This window comes from Mesorhizobium sp. LNJC394B00 (assembly GCF_000502555.1).
Classification (GTDB): Bacteria; Pseudomonadota; Alphaproteobacteria; order Rhizobiales; family Rhizobiaceae; genus Mesorhizobium.
In genome coordinates this window covers 1,451,583-1,472,071 of record NZ_AYWH01000002.1, presented here as the reverse complement: position 1 = coordinate 1,472,071, position 20,489 = coordinate 1,451,583, and the positions used below count along the sequence as shown (strand labels likewise).

The following is a 20,489-nucleotide window of genomic DNA, read 5'->3' as shown; positions in this document are numbered from 1 at the left end:
TCAGGAAACGATTATTTAGACGCAACTGACCCAAGGGAAGTCAGCAGGCTTTGCAGCGTGCTAGACGTAGAGCCGTCGGCGACACCATCCACCAGGCGCGGTCGGAAATGCCGTTGAAAAGCTTCGACGACGATTTCGGTCTGGCGGTCGAAGACACCTGATATCTCGACGCCATAGCCATAGAGCGCCAGCATCGACTGCAGTGTCTCGACCTCGGCGCCGGTATCGCCGGCTTTCAGCACCGCGCCGCGCCGGACCGGCGCCGCAGGCACGAGATGGCCGACCCCGGCCGCAAACAGCGCCTTCCAGGGGAATTTCTCGCCCGGGTCGATCTTGCGCCCCGGCGCTATGTCGGAATGGGCAAGCACCCTTTGCGCCGAAATGCAATGGCGTTCGATGATACCAAGGCAAAGCCCGATCACCGCTTCCACCTGCCGCTTGGGAAAGGCCGAATAGCCGAGCGAATGGCCGGGATTGACGATTTCGATGCCGACCGAACAGGAGTTGATGTCGGTACGCCCGAACCAGGAACTTGCACCGGCATGCCAGGCGCGGTCGCTTTCGCGCACCATCTGGATAATGCGACCGTCCTCATGGACGAGGTAGTGCGACGAGACTTCGCTTGCGGGGTCGCACAACCAGGCTTCCGCGGCAGCACCAGTCGCCATGCCGGTATAGTGCAGCACGATCATGTCGGGCCTGAGGGTTTCGCGCCGCGGGCCGAAATTCGGCGATACCCTGACCTCCGCGCTTGGCTCGTCGGGCGGGAAGCCGCTCATGCGTGCCTGAGGCCCCGCTCGATCATTTCATAGGCCGCGTTGATCGCCGCGACCCTGGTCGTTGCAATCTTGATGAATTCCTGCGGCAGGCCGCGCGCGATCAGCCGGTCCGGATGATTGTCGGAGACCAGCTTGCGGTATCGCTTCCTGACCTCCTCGAACGGTTTCCCGCGCTCAATGCCGAGCACGATATAGGGATCGCCGGCGCCGAGATTGACGTGCCTGGCCAGGATGGCCTCGTAGTGCACCTCGTCGATGCGGAAAATCTCGGCAATACGGTGCAGGAAAATCCCTTCGCGCTCATGCACCAGCCCGTCCGCCTTGGCGATATGGAACAGACCGTCGAGTATGTCTTCCAGCATGACGCAGTTCGAATGGCCCGAGCCGCACATCTGCGCCATACTCTCGGCATAGGTCTCGAACCCGGCGACGTCGCGCTTGGCCAGATCGTAAAGCCGCGCCACATTGCGGGTCTGTTCTCGCGGCACCTCGAATATTTCCTGGAACGCGCGAACCTCGTCCTGGGTGACGATGCCATCGGCCTTGGCCATCTTGGCTGACAGCGCAATCATCGCCACAGAGAAGGCGACGCGCCGGCGCAGATCGGCGTCACCGGAGAAAACCGTGCGCACGGCCTCGACCACATCGGCTACGCCGGACGTGGCTGAAGATGAAACGCGGTTGATGAAGTCGCCGAGGCGATCCCAAATCGACATGAGCGCTTATTAGGGCCGCCGGCCATCGCTATCAAGCCAAGACAGCGCCGCAGAGTGGATCGAATTCACGCAAGCAACCGACGCGCCAGATCCCAAACCGTAGGAAAGAGCCGGTTCAAGACCCTTGAGCCCCGAATCGACCTAAACGCAGGAAGGCCGGCGCGAAGCCGGCCTCCTCTCTCGTCACGTCAAAGTGACCGAGACTGCTGCTACTGCGCGGGGGCAGGAGCAGGTGTTGCCGGAGCCGGTTCTGCAGGCTTCGGTGCATCCGGCGTCGCCGGCTTCATGGGCTCGGCGGCTGGCGGATTGGTGCTCTGGGTGGTGGTGTTATCCGTACCGCTGTCGCTGCAGGCGGCAACGCCGAACAGGGCCAGGGCGGAAACGGAAGCAAGAATGAGCTTTTTCATGACATCTCTCCTTCAACACACGCTCACGTTGCGGTGAACGGTCGAAGGCAAAATGCATCAAACGGCCATGAGTTTCGTAACGTTGCGTTTCCTGATGTAACATCCGCGCACTACCGATTGCGGGCCGGGCGATGCCGAACTAACAGTCTGGACCCAAATGCAATGCCGGAGTTCTGCGTGGACAAGAAATGGGATTTTTGGATCGACCGCGGCGGCACCTTCACCGACGTGATCGGACGTGATCCGCAAGGCGGTTTGCATCCCAGGAAATTCCTGTCGGAAAATCCCGAAGCCTATCCCGACGCGGCCATAGCCGGCATCCGCGAGCTTCTGGGGCTGAAATCCGGCACCGCTATTCCTCCGGGCCTGGTCGGTGACGTCAAGATGGGTACCACCGTTGCCACGAATGCGCTGCTGGAGCGCAAGGGCGACCGTGTGCTTTTGCTCATCACCAAGGGCTTTCGCGATGCGCTGAAGATCGCCTATCAGGCGCGGCCGGACATCTTCGCCAAGGAGATCATCCTTCCGGAACAGCTCTACGAGCGAGTCATCGAGATCGACGAGCGTGTGCGCGCCAATGGCGAGGTCGAGCGCTTGCTCGACATCGCCGCCTGCCGGCCCGCCATCGAACAGGCGAAGGCCGACGGCATCGATGCGGTGGCCATCGTCTTCATGCATGCCTGGAAATATCCCGACCACGAGAAGGCGGTGGCGAAAGTCTGCCGCAAGATCGGGTTCAGCCAAGTCTCGGTCAGCCATGAGGTCTCGCCGCTGATCAAGCTGGTCGGCCGCGGCGACACTACCGTGGTCGATGCCTATCTGTCGCCGATCCTGTCGCGCTATGTGCAAAGGGTGGCGGGAGAACTGGGCGCGATGCCAATCTCCCCACTTGTGGAGGGTGAGGAGCGGTCGGCCAAAGGCCGAGAAAAAGCCGACGATTTGGCTTTTTCAGCGACGAACGCCCGGAGCCATAGCGAAGGGCAGTCGGCAAAGCCGACAGGGGGGGTTCTCTCAGGAGGCACCACCAAAGCGTCGAGCACTGCCGCGGCGACCCCACCCGGCGGCTTCGCCGCCACCCTCCCCTCGAGGGGGAGGGAGAACCCTCGCCTGATGTTCATGATGTCGTCGGGCGGGCTCACCGCCGCCGACATGTTTCAGGGCAAGGACGCGCTGCTGTCCGGCCCGGCCGGCGGTGTCGTCGGCATGGTCGAAACGGCGAAACTCGCCGGTTTCGAGAAAGTCATCGGCTTCGACATGGGCGGCACCTCCACCGATGTCGCCCATTTTGACGGCGAGTATGAGCGCGCCTTCGACACCGAGGTTGCCGGCGTGCGCATCCGTGCGCCGATGATGCGCATCCATACCGTCGCTGCCGGCGGCGGCTCGATCCTGCATTACGAAGCCGGCCGCTTCCGCGCCGGGCCGGATTCCGCCGGCGCCAATCCCGGCCCCGCCGCCTACCGGCGCGGCGGCCCGCTTGCCGTCACCGACGCCAATGTCATGCTGGGCAAGCTGCAGCCCGATTTCTTCCCGGCAATTTTCGGCCCAGGCCAGGACCAGCCGCTGGACGTCGCCGCCGTGCATAAAAAATTCGCGGCGCTCGCCGCCGAAATCGGCGATGGCCGCACGCCGGAAGCCGTCGCCGAAGGGTTCGTTACCATCGCGGTGGAAAACATGGCCAATGCTATCAAGAAGATCTCCGTGCAGCGCGGCTACGATGTCACCGAATATCTCTTGAACTGTTTTGGCGGCGCTGGCGGCCAGCATGCCTGCCTGGTTGCCGACGCGCTCGGCATGGAGGCGGTACTGATCCACCCCTTCTCCGGTCTGCTCTCAGCCTATGGTATCGGCCTGTCGTCGGTTTTCGCGTCGCGCCAGCAGGCACTCCTGAAGCCGCTTGCCGAAGAATCCAGGACCGAGATCGGCAGCCTCATCGGCACGTTGAAAAAAGCCGTCATCGCCGAATTGGCAGCGCAAGGCATTGCGCAGGACAAGATTGCGGCAAAGCCGGTGCTGCACATCCGCTATGACGGCACCGACACCACGCTGCCGGTGAATTTCGAACAGGACTCTATCTTCCAGGCCAGGCGCGATTTCGAATTGGCCCACAAGGCGCAGTTCGGTTTCGTCTATGACGACAAGCCGATGATCGTCGAGACCGTTGGCGTGGAAGGCGCCGAGATCGTCGAGACCACGGCCGAAGCCGTTGCGCCCGCCGGACCGGCAATGGTTGAAGCGGGTGCGTCGGGAACGCGGCGCATCTACACCGAGGGCCGCTGGCATGAGGCCGGCATCCATCGCCGCGAAAACCTGCGCCCATCCAATCTGGTCCCAGGCCCCGCTTTGATCATCGAGCCGAACCAGACCATCGTNATCGTCGTCGAGCCGGGCTGGCAGGCCGAAATCACCAACCTCAATCACGTCGTCATTCGCCGCACGGAACGGAAAGTTCGCACGGCTGCCCTCGGTACCGAAGCCGATCCGGTGATGCTGGAGGTCTTCAACAACCTCTTCATGTCGATCGCCGAGCAGATGGGCGTCACGCTGCAGAACACCGCCTATTCCGTCAACATCAAGGAAAGGCTGGACTTTTCCTGCGCCGTCTTCGACCGTCATGGAGCGCTGGTCGCCAACGCGCCGCACATGCCGGTGCATCTCGGCTCCATGGACCGCTCGGTCGAAACCATCATCCGGCTGAACTCCGGCGACATCCATCCCGGCGACGTCTTTGCGCTAAACGCCCCCTACAATGGCGGCACGCATTTGCCTGATATCACCGTGGTGACGCCGGTGTTTTCCCTCCCCCTTGAGGGGAGGGTGGCCGCGCAGCGGCCGGGTGGGGTCCTCTCAGAAGGCACCGCAAGGGCGTCGAGCACTGCCGCAGCGCCCCCCTCCGGCGGCTCCGCCGCCACCTCCCCTTCAAGGGGGGAGGAAATCCTGTTCTGGGCGGCCTCACGCGGCCATCACGCCGATATTGGCGGCACCGCGCCCGGCTCGATGACGCCGCTCGCCACCACTGTCGATGAGGAAGGCGTGCTATTTGACAATTTCCGCGTCGTCGATCGCGGAAAATTCCGCGAGGCGGAGCTGCAGACGCTGCTCACCGACCATCCCTACCCCGCCCGCAACCCGCATCAGAACATCGCCGACCTAAAGGCGCAGATCGCCGCCAATGAAAAGGGCGTGGCCGAACTGCGCAAGATGGTCGGCCATTTCGGCCTCGATGTCGTCGAAGCCTATATGGGCCATGTCCAGGACAACGCCGCCGAAAGCGTGCGCCGCGTGCTGGAGCGGCTGCCCGATAGTTCCGAGTACGAATACCCGACCGACACCGGCCAGGTGATCAAGGTGAAGATTACCGTCGATCGGCAAAAGCGCGAGGCGACCGTGGACTTCACCGGCACCTCGAAGGTCGAGAAGAACAATTTCAACGCGCCCGAGCCCGTCGCCCGCGCCGCCGTGCTCTATGCCTTCCGTGTCATGGTCGAGGACATGATCCCGATGAATGCCGGCTGCCTGCGGCCGATCAACATCATCATCCCCGACGGCTCGATGCTGAAGCCCGCCTACCCCGCCGCCGTCGTCGCCGGCAATGTCGAGACCTCGCAGCATGTCACAAACGCCCTGTTCGGCGCCATGGGTGCCATGGCCAACGCGCAAGGCACGATGAACAACCTGACCTTCGGCAACAAGCAGTACCAGTATTACGAGACCATCTGCTCCGGTTCGCCGGCAGGCCGGATGAACTCCGGCCGCGGCTTTGCCGGCACATCCGGCGTCCACACCCACATGACCAATTCGCGCCTCACCGATCCGGAGGTGCTGGAACTGCGCTTTCCCGTCATGCTCGAGGATTTCCACATCCGCGAAGGCTCCGGCGGCAAAGGCAAATGGGATGCCGGTGACGGCACCAGGCGGACGATCCGTTTCCTCGAAAAGATGGAATGCGCCATCCTGTCCTCGCACCGCAACCGGCCGCCGCAAGGCCTGGACGGTGGCGGCGACGGCGAGGTCGGCTCGACCAAGGTGCGGCGCCAGGACGGTACAATCGATGTGCTGAAGGCCTGCGACCAGACCGTGCTCGACGCCGGCGACGCCGTCATCCTGACGACGCCGACGCCGGGCGGGTTTGGCAAGCAATGACGGAGTCTTGCTAGGTGCCGATCAACGGACAATCTGGGCGCGCGAGAATTGCGTTTTGAGGATAAGTACCCATGACCGGGTGACGAACATTCCTGAGGTACTCGGCCGGCGATCTGAGCTTCAACCCGAACTTTTCGGACTCGTTGATGGGATGGCCGATCGGCTGTATCCGCCTTTGCAACCAGTAATGGGGTGGTTAGCCTGGCTGCAGCGGATGCGTGGCGAACTCTTAAAGCTGCCCATTTTGCCGACAGATTTAAGTCACATTAAACGGCCTTTCAATGGGACTCGACTCATCGACCTGCCGGCGTGATAGTCCGCTTGGGTTGAGGGTTTGGCCATGACAGCAGACGTAGAGATGCTAGGTCCTACTATGGACCGCTATTTGACCGAAAACAAAGCTGCTGCGTGCATCTCGATCAAGGCTTCTATCGCCATGCTGAGGGATCGAACTGGCACCATTCTCTCCGACGTTGATCTGGAACAGTTCATCGGGACGATCGCAACAACACTCGGCAAAGCCATCCTGTTCGACCACCATGGCGACAAGGCCTTCAGACTTGGTGCAGGCTGATGCGCAAGACTTTTCACGGATTCTACGAGCCTACGGCGGCAGAGTTTGAAAAAATCTGGTCAGAAGGGCTGCTCGTTCCCGACACCAATGTGTTGTTGCATCTTTTCAGATTCATGCCGAAACAACGGGCGGAGGTCCTGGCTGCATTCCAATCGTTTGGTCAAAGGCTTTGGCTGCCGCATCAGGTAGGTCAGGAGTTTCAGTTGAACTGGCGCTCGGCCGACAGTTCCAACAGAGGCGAGTATCGAAAACTGAAGGACAAGCTCGCGACGAAAAAAGGGGAAGTCGAATCTCTCGTGAGCGCTTTCAGTCGATACGATCCGTGGCCCGCTGGTTCTGGGATGAAGAATATCGGTGGGTTCTTCGATCACCTCGCGAAAGAGGTTGACGATGCCGTCGGCGAGCTCCCCGACGCCCAAGGCGTGTTTGCTGCTGTGACAGATCTATTTGAAGGAAAGGTCGCCGATCAGCCCAAAGATATAGAGGGTCGCGCTAAGGAGGGAACTCGGCGTGCAGCTGCCGAGATACCTCCCGGCTACATGGACAAGCGACCGGGCGACTATCTCATTTGGGCCGAGATGAAGCAAAAGGCCAAATCGACCAATGCACCGATCCTCTTCATCACAGACGACGCCAAGGAGGATTGGTGGCTTATCCAGTCCGGAAAGACAGTAGGTCCGCGCCCTGAGTTAAGGCAGGAATTTTTCGCAGAAACTGGACAGCTGTTTTACTCTTATGCGCCAGCGCGATTCCTGGCGCTGGTTGCAGACCGCACGAAAAATATCGTCTCGCCCGAGACGGTGAAGGAGATGCGGCGAGCTGAACTCGACGCCGTCGCTTCGTCGTGGGCGCATGCTGCGAACTCGCTGAAAAACCGCTCTGTTGAGTGCACAGCAGAACCTGAGCGTTTTATACGGCTGTTGATGAGGTACTGCAATTTTGTGGGAATGCGGGACAGCATCGGGAATGGCTCAGACCGGGCGGAAGGTATTCGACTGGAAATGGAGAAACTGAGGGTTGAACTTTTTTCGCTTCTTAAAGCCGAGACGTTGGAAGAAAGAGTTGGCGTATTTAATGAGTTTGTCGGCTTGGGTGTCAGAGCTCTTCCAGGTCGATGGGGTCATGAAGGGGACGCAGCGCGGTCCAGACTTCAAATGCTTTACGACAAGGCCCATCTCTCGGCCATATCGGATGGTTCACCGTCTGCTTGGGGACCTGGAGATTGAAGCGTTTGGAGGCATAATCCACCATAGCCACAAACATCCCGCCGGTAAAAGGGGCGGGTGATGGCCTTGCGTAGAGCAGCATAGTCCGACAAGCCTGCGTCATTCAGGACAACGATCTCGCCGTCGATAATTGCGCCAGCATGACCTCTATTTCGTCGCATTCGATCTGCTGCACCTTAACGGCCATGACTTGCGGGGTATGGACCTCGACGACCGCCGCGGGCTCAGTTCATTCAATGGAACGGGACAGGCCCGGCGCAGCGGCCTATAGCTGGTAAGCCGGGCTAGACGCTGTGGTGTCACGAGGTCTAGCGGGGATGAATACCAGGGATGCATGGAGGGTGACGTGCTAGAAGAAACCGAAGAGCTTCTTTTCCAGTCAAACTTGGTGCGCCGGGTCAAGAACCTCGCGCTCGGTCCGACGACGCCTTCAAACGCCCTGGTCCCTCTTTACGAGGCAATTTATAATTCAATTCACGCCGTTCAAGATCGCTTCCTACAGGAGTGGGTGAGAGGCGGCCGGATCGGCGTCTCAATTTTCATGGATAATGGCGCTCCAAGCGTTGAAATCAGAGACAACGGAATCGGCCTAGACAACGATAATTTCACGTCTTTTCGGACCTACGATAGTGATCACAAAGCTAAGCGTGGTGGCAAAGGAGTTGGCCGGCTCTCCTGGCTTAAAGTTTTCGATTCCGCCGAGGTCACGAGCGTCTTTGCGCTGGCCGGAGAACTGTATGTTCGGCACTTCTACATTTTGCTGGACAACCTTAGACCGATTCAACAGCACACAGTGAAGCCGGCTCCAGATGGCCAGATCGGCACGGTCGTTAAGCTCATTCGAATGAAACCGGAATATGCGCGACATATGCCGTCACGCACCGATACCATTTTACGGAAAATTGCGGCTCACTTCCTACCCTACCTTGTTTCAAAGGCGAAACCGTCCATAACGATCGAGACCGCGACTGAGAGCTACGATCTAGGCGAGTTTTTGGGTTCCCAAGGAGTAGAACTGGGAGAGCTCGACTTCCCAGTTTCTGAGACCGAGGAGCTGCATCTTGAACACAATCTTCTTCGGCAGGGCGTCCTCGAAGGCAAGGTAAGTCATACGCTGTATCTTGCGGCCCATGATCGAGTGGTAGCATCCTTCGACATCGGCTTGGCGCTCGGCCTAGCGACATATATCGAACGCGACGGACAGCGTTATGCCTATGCAGGCGTTGTGAGTGGAAGCCTTCTGGATGAGGCTGTGAATTCGGAAAGGACAGCATTCGACCTGGATGCGGAAACCATCGAATTGACAAAGAGGGGGGCACTTGCTGAGATCAAAATTATCTTAGGCCCGCAACTCGACAGGGTCATAGACAAGCAAACAGATCTCTTGCGAAATGTGGTCAAAAAATATCCTCGCTTTTCATATCTGCTGAGCAATCCCAGGGATTTCGTGGCCGATAAAATCCCGCGCAATTTTCGCACTTCCGAACAAATCTACCAGCATCTGGCATTGTACGATTTTCGGGAGAACCGCGACATTGAACGTAAGGTCGAGGTGCTCTCGAAAGAGAAAGTCTCTGATGAAGATCCGGTCCAAAGCGGTGTTCAAGCTATTGTGAGCCGGTTGACAGCCCAAGAATTCTCAGTGCTTGCGGACTATACGGTACGAAGAAAGGTGGTGTTGGACCTGTTGGAAAGAAGGCTGGGCTACCGGCCTGACGGCACAATGAAACAGCATGCGGAGGAGGCTCTGCATAGCTTCGTCGTTCCTATGAGGGTTACGAATAGCGAAATCCATATCGACAAGCACAACCTTTGGATCATCGATGACAAACTTACGTACTATGAGCATTGGGCCTCGGACAAAAAGCTGAAAACCCTTTTGGCCGAGAGCGATTCAGGCAGTCGGCCGGACGTTCTCCTGTTCGGAGGCAGAACTGCCTATCACCGCCCAGGAACTGACCAACCGGTCGTCATCATTGAATTTAAAAAGCCGGTTCGAAACGACTACAATGATGACGAGAATCCATTCACTCAGATCTACGGCTATATCGAGGAGCTTCGCGCTGGCAAAGTCCTGGACCGGTCTGGCGGCCTTATCCAAGAGATTTCGGAAACCACACCGTTCTTTTGCTACATCATCGCGGACCTAACACCCAATCTCCGAAAATGGTTGAGGATGGCCCAGATCAACGTCCCGCTACCCGGAGGCGGCGGGTTCTACGGCTATAACGATGACTATAAGGCATTCATTCAAGCGCTGAGCTACCGCTACGTGCTGAAAGACGCACGAATGAGAAACGAGGCGTTCTTCAAGCAACTCGGTATTTGAAAGCTGATCGCGGCCGCCGGCCGAGAGTAGCTTTCTGATGCCAAATGAAGTTGCGCGGAGGTGCCAAACGATTTTGCGCGCTACAGCCTGAACTCGCGTCAACAGGCTGTCACCCGCCTGTCATGCCCCTGAGTTACCCGCTTGCGGCAAAGCAAATGGGGAATCACTTTGCCATGACGGACGTCTCCTCGGATCTCGTTTTTCGCCGCGGCAAGGAAGTTGGAAAGGCCGTCTACCAGAACCGCCCGCTGTCGAAGGCCGGCCTTTCCGAACGGCTGTTTGCGCTTCTGTTTTCCGGTCTCGTCTATCCGCAGATCTGGGAAGACCCTGAAGTCGACATGGAGGCCATGCAGCTTGGCCAGGGCCACCGCGTCGTCACCATAGCGTCGGGCGGCTGCAACATCCTCGCCTACCTCACCCGCTCGCCTGAACGCGTCGATGCGGTCGACCTCAACGCCGCCCACATCGCCTTGAACCGGATGAAGCTGGAGGCGGTGCGGCATCTGCCCTCGCAGGGCGATCTGTTCCGTTTCTTCGGCGCCGCCGACACCAACCACAATTCGCAAGCCTATGACCGCTTCATCGCGCCGCATCTCGACCCGGTCAGCCGCCACTATTGGGAGCGTCGCAGCTGGCGCGGCCGCCGGCGCATCACCGTCTTCGACCGCAATTTCTACCAGACCGGCCTGCTCGGCCTGTTCATCGCCATGGGCCACCGCATCGCCAAATTCTTCGGCGTCGATCCCGCCGGTATCATGGCGTCGAAGAGCCTCGCCGACCAGCGCCGCTTCTTCAACGAAGAGCTGGCGCCGGTCTTCGACAAGAAGCTGTTGCGCTGGGCTACCTCGCGCAAGGCTTCGCTGTTCGGCCTCGGCATTCCGCCGGCGCAGTACGATTCGCTGATCACCTCGGGCGATGGTTCGATGGCCAGCGTGCTGAAGGCCCGGCTGGAAAAGCTCGCTTGCGATTTTCCGCTGAAGAACAACTACTTCGCTTGGCAAGCCTTCGCCCGTCGCTATCCCAATCCGGGTGAGGCCGCCCTGCCCGCCTATCTAGAAGAGGCCAACTACAAGGCAATCCGCAACAATGTCGATCGCGTCGGCATCCACCACGCCAATCTGATCGAATTTCTGGCCGGCAAGGACGCAAGCACCGTCGATCGTTTCGTCCTGCTCGACGCGCAGGACTGGATGACGAACGACCAGCTCAATGCCCTTTGGTCGGAGATCACCCGCACCGCCTCGGTCGGCGCCCGAGTCATCTTCCGTACCGCCGCCGAGCCCAGCCTGCTGCCGGGCCGCGTCTCGATCTCGCTGCTCGACCAGTGGACCTACGAGGACGAGGCCTCGCGCGACTGTTCGGCCCGCGACCGCTCGGCCATCTATGGCGGCTTCCACCTCTATGTGAAGCGCGCGGCATGAGCGCGAGCGAGCTGCCGGCCGACCATGCCGAACTGATGGACGGCGTCTATCGCTGGCAACGCCATATCTACGACCTGACCCGCAAATACTATCTGCTTGGCCGCGACCAGATGATAGCCGAGCTGGATGTGCCGGCGAATGGCAGAGTGCTCGAACTTGGCTGCGGCACCGGCCGCAACATCGCGCTTGCCGCCCGCCGCTATCCCGACGCCCGCCTCTACGGCCTCGACATCTCGGCCGAGATGCTGGAGACGGCGAGCAAGGCGATCGGCCGCGACGGCCTGTCCGGCCGCGCCGTGCTGGCGCGCGGCGACGCCACCGATTTCGACGCCAAGACGCTGTTCGGCGTCGAGCGCTTCGACCGCATCTTCGTGTCCTATTCGCTGTCGATGATCCCCGGTTGGGAAAAGACGGTTTCGGCAGCCCTTGCGGCACTCGCGCCCGGCGGCTCGCTGCATGTCGTCGATTTCGGCCAGCAGGAAGGCTTGCCCAACTGGTTCCGGACATTGCTGCGCGGCTGGCTCAAGAAATTCCATGTCACCCCACGTGAATCATTGCGCGAAGTCTTGGAATCGGAATCTCGGCGAACCGGCGCAAGCTTCTGTTTCCGCGCGCTTTATCGCGGCTATGCCTGGCTGGCGGTCGTCAAGATCGCGCACTCTTACCTCCCCCTCGATGGGGGAGGTCGCGCTGAAGGCGCGGGTAGGGGTGAAGTGCCAGGCACCCCGCCCGGCGCTACGCCCCCGCCCTCCCCATCAAGGGGAGGGTAAAGGGAGCTAGCGCAGTGCCTTCATCAGCGCGCCGACCATCACCTGCGGCCGGTAGCCGAGCTTGGCCGGCGTCAACCCCAGCCGCACCACCACCAGTTGCTCCGACGGGATGATGGCGACCGTCTGGCCGTCATGGCCCTCCATCCAGTAGGTATCGTTGGGCAGGCCGGCGGCGACGCCGGCGCCGGGATTTCCTTCGTCCCCCGGGGCTTCGATCCAAAGTTGCCCCTTGCCGTAGACTTTCGAGGCCGGTGCCGGTTCGCGCATCCAGTCGACGAAACCGGCCGGCAGGATCTGGTTGCCGTTCCAGACGCCGCCCTGCAGCAGGAATTGGCCGAACCGCGCCCAGTCATGCCCCGTGGCATAGAGGTAGGATGAGCCGACAAAGGTACCCTCCTCGTCGGTTTCGAGCACCGCGCTTTGCATGCCGAGCGGCCCGAACAGCGCTGCCCTTGGCCACATCAGCGCCTTGTCCTTGTCGCCGATAGCATCCTGCCACAGCCGCGACAGCATCACCGCCGTGCCGCTCGAATAGGAAAAGACCTTGCCGACGTCGCCGGTCAGCGGCTTGGCCTCGGCGAAGCCCGCCATATCCGGTTCGAGGTAGAGCATGCGCGTCACATCGGCAACGTCGCCATAATCCTCGTTGAACTCGAGTCCGCTCGACATCGCCATCATATCGGCAAGGCTGATGGCGGCGCGGCCGTCCGCCTTCCATGAGCCGAACAGGCCCTGATTGGTCACCGCCATCTTGCCGTCCTTGACCAGCGTGCCGACGAGCGCGGCGTTGACTGTCTTGGTCATCGACCAGCCCAGCAGCGGCGTTTTCGCCGAAAAGCCGTCGCCATAACGCTCCGCAACAATGCGGCCATTTTTGACCACCACCACGGCGCGCATGCCGATGCCGGTCATCGCCGCACCGTCGAGGATCTTGTTGATTTCGGGATTTTGCGAGGCATCGACTCGATCTCCCTCGGGCCACAGATCGCCCTTGGTGGCCGCCGACGCCTCGGCAGAGATTGACGTGCGCCGTGCCTTGCCGACGTCGCCATCGGGAACCGAGGCGCAACCCAGGCCGGCGCGCGCAACGGCAACGCTCTTGCCGAGGAAGCCAAGCAGCCCGGCCGAGACGGTCCCCCTGTTCTTGTCGACCGACACCTTCATCAGCCTGAGCAGCGGATGGCCGGGCGCCTGCACGTCGATGGCCAGCACCTCATTGGGATCACGGCCGGCGATAAAAACATTCGAGCAGACGATCTTGGCGGAATAGCCGGAACCGACGCGGATCAGGTCGGGCGGAGCGACGTAGAGCCAGGCAAACAGGGCGGCTATGGCCAACACGACCAGGCCGAGCAGCCATTTGATGATCTTCACGGCGGTCCGCATCTTTCCGTCCCTGCTTTTCCGCTGCCCGTGGCTTGCGGCCCGATTTATGTCATCGATTTGCCGCCATTGCTTCCGCCAAATCGGTGTTCTTGTCGAGCGCCGTCAACCTGTTATCAACCATGATCGGCGATCACTGGTGCATGTCGCCCAAAAGTGCGCAGCGGTTTTGGAACAACGACATGCACGAAAATAGCGTATCAGGCGATGCTGTGGGGCGATCGCCTGAGGGGCACCTGCAACGACAACCCAACAGCGACCGGCTGATTCCGGCTCGGGAAATGCGATGCGCCGTTTCGCGGCCCTCATCACGTTGACGCTGCTGGCCGCCTGCTCGACCGCCGGCGATCTCGTGCCCTCGATGTCGCCATCCAGCAGCCCGACGGTTGCCGTGCGCGCACCGCGTTTCGAAGACTCCAAGCCGCATGAATGGGATAGCGGCGCGCCTTGGAACTATGCCGTTCACGGCACCGACGTCTCCAAATACCAGACCTCGGTCGACTGGCCGACGGCCAAGGCCAGCGGCATCTCCTTCGCCTTCATCAAGGCGACCGAGGGCGGCGACCGTTTCGACGAGTATTTCAACGAGCATTGGTCGCGCACCAAGGCCAATGGCATTCCGCGCGCGGCCTACCATTTCTTCTATTTCTGCACGCCTGCCGCCACCCAGGCGCGCTGGTTCATCCAGAACGTGCCCGTCGACCGCTCGGCCATGCCGCCGGTGCTCGACATGGAGTGGAACCCGCAATCGCCGACCTGCCGGCTGCGCCCGGATTCAGCGACGGTGCGGGCCGAAATGACCACCTTTCTCGAGATGATCGAGCGGCACTATGGCAAGAAGCCGATCATCTACACCTCGGTCGACTTCTTCGACGATAACGACCTTTCGACCTTCCGCGGCTATCCCTACTGGCTGCGCTCGGTCGCCGGCCACCCCCGCCAGAAGTACGGCAGCCACCCCTTCACCTTCTGGCAATACACCGGAACCGGTATCGTTCCCGGCATGACCGGCAAGTCCGATATCAACGTCTTCAACGGCACTGAGGCAGCCTGGAAAAAGTGGCTGCGGCAGAACACCCGTTGACACCGGCTCTACCGCCTGCTTTTCGACGTCCCATGCGCACCTACCTGCAGCCACTGGGATATTTACGCCGGAAACAGTCGAAGAGCCGCCTGCGCTCCGGGCTGCTCGCGGCCCTGCTGCTCGGCGCTACGGCGATGCCGGCGGCGGCGCAGGAATGCGGCGGCGACTTCGAAACCTGGAAGCAAGGCGTGGCGGCCGAAGCCAAGGCAGCCGGTGTCGGCGCTGTCGGCCTTAACGCGCTGGAGGCCGCCACCATCGACGACAAGGTGCTCGCGCGTGACCGCGCCCAGGGCGTCTTCGCCCAGACCTTCATTCAGTTCTCCAACCGCATGATCTCGGCCTACCGGCTGAAGCAGGGCGCGGCCAATCTGAAGAAATACGCCGAAATCTTTGCGCGCGCCGACCAGCAGTTCGGTGTCCAGGCGCCGATCATCACCGCCTTCTGGGGGCTGGAGACCGATTTCGGCGCCGTACAGGGCGATTTCCACACGCTGAGCGCCTTGGTGACGCTGTCGCATGACTGCCGCCGCCCGCAGCTGTTTCGGCCGCAACTGCTGCCGCTGTTGACGCTGATCGATCGCGGCGTCGTTCCGGCCGACGTCACCGGCGCCTGGGCCGGCGAGATCGGCCAGACGCAGATCCTGCCTTCCGACTATCTCGCGCGCGGCGTCGACGGCGACGGCGACGGCATCGTCGACCTCAGGCGCAGCGTACCCGACGTGATCATGACCACGGCCAACAAGGTGCTGTCGCGCGGCTGGAAACGCGACCAGCCGTGGATCGAGGAAGTGCGCGTGCCCGAGGACATGCCCTGGGAGCAGACCGGCCGCACCAACAAGCTGCCGCTGTCTCAATGGGCCGCGTGGGGCGTCACCAATCCCGATGGCACGCCGCTGATCGACAATGGCCTGAAGGCCGGCCTGGCGCTGCCGATGGGCCGCAAAGGTCCGGCCTTCCTCGCCTACGACAATTTCGACGTCTATCTCGAATGGAACCAGTCCTTCACCTACGCGCTGACCGCCGCCAACTTCGCCAGCCGGCTGGCCGGGGCAAAGCAGTTCGACCCGCGCAATCCCGAAACCGGGCTCAATGGCGACCAGATGAAGGAATTGCAGACCAAGCTCGAAGCCAGGGGCTATGACGTCGGCACCGTCGACGGCATTCTGGGCACCAACACCCGCGAAGCCATCCGCAAGGAACAGATGCGGCTCGGCATGCCGGTCGACGGCTGGCCGACGCCGGAGCTTTTGGGGAAACTGTGAGTAGAATCTGCCCAAGCTGGGTTCCTTATTCCCTACTCCTTGCCCGGACGAAGTCGATAAATGCCCGCAAAGCCGGGGGGACGTGCCTCGAACTCGGGTGATACAGGAAGAAGCCTGGAAAGCTGGGCGACCAGGGCTCTAGAAATCTCATCAGCCTGCCCGCATTGATCCAGGACTGGACCTGATAGTCGATCATGTAGGCAACGCCTGCTCCACCCAGCGCCGCGTTCAGCATCAGCTCGGTGTCGTTAACAGTCAGGCTGCCCTCGACGGCGATTTCCAGAGACCGTTTGCCGCGCGCGAACTCCCATCGATAGAGGTTGCCGCCACCAGGCCACTGGAATGTTATGCATTGGTGCTGATGCAACTCCTGCGGATGGCGCGGTATGGCCCGATTTTCGAGATAGACGGGAGCGGCCACCGCCGCCATCTGCAAATCCCCGCTCAGTTTCACTGCCACCATGTCCTTCTCCAGCCGCTCGCCAAGCCTGATTCCGGCATCGAACCGTCCTCGAACAATGTCGGTCAGCGTATCGTCGACGATGACGGTCAGCGCGATATCAGGATAGGCGCGTTGGAAGTCGCCAAGGATCGGGCCGATGAACCGCACCGCGGCAACACGCGGCACGTTTATTCGTAGCGAACCCGCCGGCCGATCACGCGCGGCTTGAATGTCCGCTACGGCGCCCTCCAGCTCTTCGAACGCAACGGCAAGGCGCGCAAACAGCGTCTCGCCGGCACCAGTGGGTGAAACACTACGCGTCGTGCGATTCAGCAACCTGATGCCGATGCGAGCCTCCAGTTGCCGAATCGACTGGCTGAGCGCCGGCGGGGAAACACGCAGCCGGGCGGCGGCGCGGACGAAACTACGCTCTTCCACGATTGCGGCGAATGCCTTGAGCTCGGCGAATTCAGAACCGCGCATTGTGTATCCCTAGATTAACAAGCTAGTCAGATAATAGGCCATTATCTGATCAGTTGCATGGCCCTATTTCTCGACTAGCGGACCCGTCAGATGAAACCGGCACGGGCCTGAATGATTGAAGGAAACGTATCATGCCCAAGTCCTTGCAAGGCAAAACCGCACTCGTCACCGGCAGTTCGCGCGGCATTGGGCGAGCCATCGCCGAAGGACTCGCCTCCAAGGGCGCTGCCGTCGTCGTCAACTATGTCGGCAACCACGAAGCCGCTGACGAGGTCGTGGCCGCCATCGCCGGCAGGAGAGGAAAGGCGATCGCCGTCCAGGCCGACATATCAAGCGTCTCGGATATTCATCGCCTGTTTGACGAGGCTGAGAGTGAGTTCGGCGCGATCGACATCGTGGTTGCCAATGTCGGCGTCGCCGTCATCAAGCCTCTGACGGAGGCAACCGAAGCCGATTTCGACCATGTCTTCGGCACCAATGCCAAGGGCACCTTCTTCGTGCTTCAGGAAGCAGCGCGCCGTGTGCGAAACGGTGGCCGCATCATCGCGGTCTCCACCGGCGGCACCAAGATGTTCTTCACGCAAACGGCGCTCTATCTCGGCAGCAAGGGCGCCGTCGAACAATTCGTCCGTGTGCTCTCGCGTGAACTCGGACCGCGCGGCATCACCGTGAATGCGCTGTCGCCTGGCTTCACCGACACGGACCTGCTTCCCGAGCGCGATCGCGCCGTGGCGGCCGGCATGTCTCCATTTGGCAGGATCGGCGCGCCCCGCGACGTTGCCGATGTCGCGGTCTTCCTGGCCAGCGACGAGGCCCGCTGGCTGACCGGCGAGAATATCCAGGCCGGTGGAGGCGTCGCCTAATCCGCCATTGTCTCCAGGCTGGCGAATCCCTGCGGCGCATCGCCTTCATCGAAGGGTGTCGTCACCTCGACGAAGGTATCGGGATAAAAGCCGTTGAAGCGGGTTCTCAGCGACAGCGAATAGGCACCGATATGGCCGATCTCGATCCAGTCGCCGGTGTCGACGGTTTCCGGCAGCCAGAACGGCCGCGACAGGATGTCGACGGAATCGCAGGTCGCGCCGCAGACCTTGAACGGCACGATGTTCTTCTCCTCGCCATTGCGCGAGCGGATCGCCGGATCGGGGATGAAGCGGGCCGGCAGTGTGATCTTGCCGGTCCAAGAATCCGACAGCGACGCCCAGATGCCGTCATTGATGTAGAGCCGCTTGCCCTTGCGCAGCAGCACCCGCACGATCAGCGAGAGGCAGCGCGCCACGATCACCCGGCCGGGCTCGGCCACCAACGGGATCTGGTCGAACTGGTATTCCCTGAGGTCGCCCGACAGCCGCGACATGATCTGGCCGAGCGACGGCATCTCGATCTGCTTGCGATTGGGGTCATGGCCGTACTCGGCGGGAAAGCCGCCGCCGACATCGAGCCCCGCAATGTCGAAGGTCAGCCGGTTGCGCACCCAATCGGCGGAGGCCAGCGCCCGTTCATAGGTGTCGGGATCCTCGATCTGGCTGCCGACATGGAAGCACAGGCCGACCTTGTAGCCGGTGCGGTTGAGCCGCTCGGCGAGTTCCACCGCATAGGCCGGCCCGGCGCCGAATTTCTTCGACAGTTCATAGGCCGCCGAACCCTTGGTCTGGATTCGCACGAACACGCTGATGGAGCCCGGATCGATGTCAAGCGCCCGCACCACCCGCGTCAGCTTGGTGATCTCGTCCTCATGGTCGAGCGAAATGACGCGGATGGCGTATTTTTCCAGCGCAAGCTTGATGTCCGACTGCGCCTTGACCGGATGCATGTAGAGCATCTCGGCGTCGGGTGAGACGGCGCGCACTGCGGCGAACTCGCCGGGCGAGGCCACATCGAAGGCGGTGACGCCGGCTTCGACCAGCGCCTTCAGCACGATCTGCTCGCCATTGGTCTTGACTGCGTAGGCTGTCTTGCCGGGAAACATGCCCATGAACTGTTTGGCATCCGCCTTCAGCACCTGCGGGCGAAAGCAGTAGACCGGATCGTCCGGCCGAAGCGCCAGCGCCGCCTCGCGGGCATTCTCGAATCGCTGCATGGACGAATCCCCTGACTTCTCGGCTGCGCACAATTAATCCAAGCTAGCGGCCAAAGAAAACAATTCTGTGTCTGGCGGGCACTGACCCAGCGGCGCACCCTCTGGCAGCATTGTTGCCAGCAATCAGGTTTCGGGTGGCTCTTGTCGCCGGACCCGATATGCCTTCTGCCTGAGTGGCTGGCATTGATGCCGCGGGGAAGGACGTTCACGATGGCAATAGCCACGACAGCCGTGCAGCGCGGACCGATGACGCTGAGGGACTGGGGACAGCTTCTGCTGCTCGGCGCCATCTGGGGCGGCTCGTTCTTCTTTGCCCGCATCGCCGTTGCCGAAATGCACCCGCTGGTGCTGGTGCTGTTTCGCGTTGCCATTGCGGCCATTGCACTGCAGCTCTATCTCGGCATTCGCGGTCCGTCCTTCCGCCTCGCCTTCCCGCATGCCGGCCTGTTTTTCCTTTTGGCGCTCGCCAACAATGTCGTCCCGTTCTCGCTGATCTTTGCCGGCCAGACCGCGCTTGGCGCCGGCGTCGCCTCGGTGCTCAATGCGACGACGCCGTTCTGGACGCTGATCCTCGCCAACGCGCTGACAGCGGACGAAAAGCTCTCCTGGAACAAGCTTGCCGGCATCGGGCTCGGCATCGCCGGCACCGCTGTCATGATCGGCCCCGGCCTGCTGGCCGGGCTCGGCGGCCCGGTCTGGGCGAAATTCGCGCTGATCGGCGCCTCGCTGTCATACGCCGTCGCGCTGATGATTGCCCGCCGCTTCAAGGGCGTGCCCTCGCCGGTCATCGCCACCGGACAATTGACGGCGTCGACCATCATCATGATCCCGGTGGTGCTGCTCACCTATGGCCCGGCCGGCCTGTTCTCGGCCTCGCCGCCGGTCTGGACGGCGGTGCTGGCGCTGGCGCTGCTCTCCACCGCCTTCGCCTACATCCTCTATTTCAACCTCGTCGCCTCGGCCGGCGCCACCAACGCCTCGCTGGTCACGCTCATCGTCCCGGCCAGCGCCATCCTGCTCGGCCTCCTGTTCCTCGGCGAGCGGCTCGCTCTGTTCGAGTTCTGCGGCATGGCACTGATCGCGCTTGGCCTGTTGACGATCGACGGGCGGTTGTTTGGTCGGCGCTAATGCCTGTCGACCAAAAGTGCGCAGCGGTTTTGGGACAACGACGCGCTTTAGGTCTGGTAGCGCTGCCATGCCTCGCTTTCGCCACGGCCGCGTCACAATTTATTCACAGGCTGCCAGCGGCTTTTGCCGAAGAGTTTCAATGCCTAACGACAGGTGGCAGGTCGCAAATTCCACAATCGCGTCGCATTGCAGCATATTTTCCGCTTGCCTGTGGCACAAATGCCCCTAGACTCCACCCATAGCTCTTGAAGAGGAGACTATG

General features: G+C 61.3%; 15 protein-coding genes and 2 pseudogenes. 11 read left to right on the top strand and 6 right to left on the bottom strand.

All coding sequences use genetic code 11. The features are described 5' to 3' along the window. Nucleotides 1-11 precede the first annotated feature (11 nt). The 3 genes from X751_RS152670 to X751_RS0133235 form a co-directional block, all read right to left on the bottom strand. Nucleotides 12-779, bottom strand: a complete 768-nt coding sequence (locus tag X751_RS152670) for an N-acetylmuramoyl-L-alanine amidase (protein ID WP_023744595.1) — start codon at nt 777-779, stop codon at nt 12-14. Continuing rightward, a complete protein-coding gene (locus X751_RS152675) occupies nt 776-1,495 on the bottom strand; it encodes a DnaJ family molecular chaperone (protein ID WP_023744594.1) in 720 nt (239 codons plus the stop codon). The genes X751_RS152670 and X751_RS152675 overlap by 4 nt, the downstream gene beginning before the upstream one ends. Before the next feature lie 209 nt (nt 1,496-1,704). Beyond that, nucleotides 1,705-1,902 (bottom strand): hypothetical protein, encoded by a 198-nt coding sequence (locus X751_RS0133235; protein ID WP_023668260.1) that lies wholly within the window; start codon nt 1,900-1,902, stop codon nt 1,705-1,707. A gap of 177 nt (nt 1,903-2,079) precedes the next feature. Between X751_RS0133235 and X751_RS152680 the strand changes: the two genes are divergently transcribed. From X751_RS152680 to X751_RS152705, 7 genes and pseudogenes are all read left to right on the top strand, one after another. Beyond that, complete coding sequence (locus X751_RS152680; RefSeq protein ID WP_023744592.1) at nt 2,080-6,045, top strand: hydantoinase B/oxoprolinase family protein; 3,966 nt, start codon at nt 2,080-2,082, stop codon at nt 6,043-6,045. Nucleotides 6,046-6,385: 340 nt separating this feature from the next. Then, nucleotides 6,386-6,619 (top strand): hypothetical protein, encoded by a 234-nt coding sequence (locus tag X751_RS152685; protein WP_155923539.1) that lies wholly within the window; start codon nt 6,386-6,388, stop codon nt 6,617-6,619. Then, nucleotides 6,619-7,845 (top strand): PIN-like domain-containing protein, encoded by a 1,227-nt coding sequence (locus X751_RS152690; protein ID WP_023744590.1) that lies wholly within the window; start codon nt 6,619-6,621, stop codon nt 7,843-7,845. The genes X751_RS152685 and X751_RS152690 overlap by 1 nt, the downstream gene beginning before the upstream one ends. 133 nt (nt 7,846-7,978) lie before the next feature. Continuing rightward, nucleotides 7,979-8,071 (top strand): annotated as a pseudogene (locus tag X751_RS1000000167935) (ATP-dependent DNA ligase); the annotation flags it as partial. Nucleotides 8,072-8,191: 120 nt separating this feature from the next. Next, nucleotides 8,192-10,174, top strand: a complete 1,983-nt coding sequence (locus X751_RS152695; RefSeq protein ID WP_196814977.1) for an ATP-binding protein — start codon at nt 8,192-8,194, stop codon at nt 10,172-10,174. Between the two features lie 122 nt (nt 10,175-10,296). Beyond that, a complete protein-coding gene (locus X751_RS152700) occupies nt 10,297-11,595 on the top strand; it encodes a DUF3419 family protein (protein ID WP_031196373.1) in 1,299 nt (432 codons plus the stop codon). Then, nucleotides 11,592-12,248: pseudogene (locus tag X751_RS152705) on the top strand (methyltransferase domain-containing protein); the annotation flags it as partial. The gene X751_RS152700 and the pseudogene X751_RS152705, both read left to right, overlap by 4 nt. A 123-nt stretch (nt 12,249-12,371) precedes the next feature. On the opposite strand, the gene X751_RS152710 reads toward X751_RS152705, so the two are convergent. Then, nucleotides 12,372-13,751, bottom strand: coding sequence for a serine hydrolase (locus X751_RS152710; protein WP_023744587.1), 1,380 nt, complete (start codon nt 13,749-13,751; stop codon nt 12,372-12,374). A gap of 358 nt (nt 13,752-14,109) precedes the next feature. Here X751_RS152710 and X751_RS152715 point away from each other — a divergent pair, with 358 nt between their 5' ends. After that, complete coding sequence (locus tag X751_RS152715; RefSeq protein ID WP_245259982.1) at nt 14,110-14,832, top strand: glycoside hydrolase family 25 protein; 723 nt, start codon at nt 14,110-14,112, stop codon at nt 14,830-14,832. A 32-nt stretch (nt 14,833-14,864) separates the two neighbouring features. Then, a complete protein-coding gene (locus X751_RS152720; protein ID WP_023682152.1) occupies nt 14,865-16,094 on the top strand; it encodes a lytic murein transglycosylase in 1,230 nt (409 codons plus the stop codon). 25 nt (nt 16,095-16,119) lie between these two features. On the opposite strand, the gene X751_RS152725 is transcribed toward X751_RS152720, so the two are convergent. Continuing rightward, on the bottom strand, nt 16,120-17,019 hold the full coding sequence (locus tag X751_RS152725) for a LysR family transcriptional regulator (RefSeq protein WP_023682153.1): 900 nt from the start codon (nt 17,017-17,019) through the stop codon (nt 16,120-16,122). Between the two features lie 131 nt (nt 17,020-17,150). Between X751_RS152725 and X751_RS152730 the strand changes: the two genes are divergently transcribed. After that, nucleotides 17,151-17,882, top strand: coding sequence for an SDR family oxidoreductase (locus X751_RS152730; protein WP_023682154.1), 732 nt, complete (start codon nt 17,151-17,153; stop codon nt 17,880-17,882). Here the strand turns inward: X751_RS152730 and X751_RS152735 are convergent. Then, the gene (locus X751_RS152735; protein WP_023668250.1) at nt 17,879-19,099 is read right to left on the bottom strand and encodes an alanine racemase; all 1,221 of its coding nucleotides are present in this window, start codon (nt 19,097-19,099) and stop codon (nt 17,879-17,881) included. The genes X751_RS152730 and X751_RS152735 overlap by 4 nt on opposite strands. A 210-nt stretch (nt 19,100-19,309) precedes the next feature. Here X751_RS152735 and X751_RS152740 point away from each other — a divergent pair, with 210 nt between their 5' ends. Beyond that, nucleotides 19,310-20,227 carry a DMT family transporter gene (locus X751_RS152740; protein WP_023699616.1) on the top strand — a complete coding sequence of 306 codons (918 nt, stop codon included), beginning with the start codon at nt 19,310-19,312 and terminating at the stop codon, nt 20,225-20,227. Nucleotides 20,228-20,489: the final 262 nt, after the last annotated feature.

Bases quoted from the DNA above. Each gene is read 5' to 3' on its own strand.
- X751_RS152670 (WP_023744595.1), bottom strand. From the start codon at position 779: ATGAGCGGCTTCCCGCCCGACGAGCCAAGCGCGGAGGTCAGGGTATCG.
- X751_RS152675 (WP_023744594.1), bottom strand. From the start codon at position 1,495: ATGTCGATTTGGGATCGCCTCGGCGACTTCATCAACCGCGTTTCATCT.
- X751_RS0133235 (WP_023668260.1), bottom strand. From the start codon at position 1,902: ATGAAAAAGCTCATTCTTGCTTCCGTTTCCGCCCTGGCCCTGTTCGGC.
- X751_RS152685 (WP_155923539.1), top strand. From the start codon at position 6,386: ATGACAGCAGACGTAGAGATGCTAGGTCCTACTATGGACCGCTATTTG.
- X751_RS152690 (WP_023744590.1), top strand. From the start codon at position 6,619: ATGCGCAAGACTTTTCACGGATTCTACGAGCCTACGGCGGCAGAGTTT.
- X751_RS152700 (WP_031196373.1), top strand. From the start codon at position 10,297: ATGCCCCTGAGTTACCCGCTTGCGGCAAAGCAAATGGGGAATCACTTT.
- X751_RS152710 (WP_023744587.1), bottom strand. From the start codon at position 13,751: ATGCGGACCGCCGTGAAGATCATCAAATGGCTGCTCGGCCTGGTCGTG.
- X751_RS152715 (WP_245259982.1), top strand. From the start codon at position 14,110: ATGTCGCCATCCAGCAGCCCGACGGTTGCCGTGCGCGCACCGCGTTTC.
- X751_RS152720 (WP_023682152.1), top strand. From the start codon at position 14,865: ATGCGCACCTACCTGCAGCCACTGGGATATTTACGCCGGAAACAGTCG.
- X751_RS152725 (WP_023682153.1), bottom strand. From the start codon at position 17,019: ATGCGCGGTTCTGAATTCGCCGAGCTCAAGGCATTCGCCGCAATCGTG.
- X751_RS152730 (WP_023682154.1), top strand. From the start codon at position 17,151: ATGCCCAAGTCCTTGCAAGGCAAAACCGCACTCGTCACCGGCAGTTCG.
- X751_RS152735 (WP_023668250.1), bottom strand. From the start codon at position 19,099: ATGCAGCGATTCGAGAATGCCCGCGAGGCGGCGCTGGCGCTTCGGCCG.
- X751_RS152740 (WP_023699616.1), top strand. From the start codon at position 19,310: ATGGCAATAGCCACGACAGCCGTGCAGCGCGGACCGATGACGCTGAGG.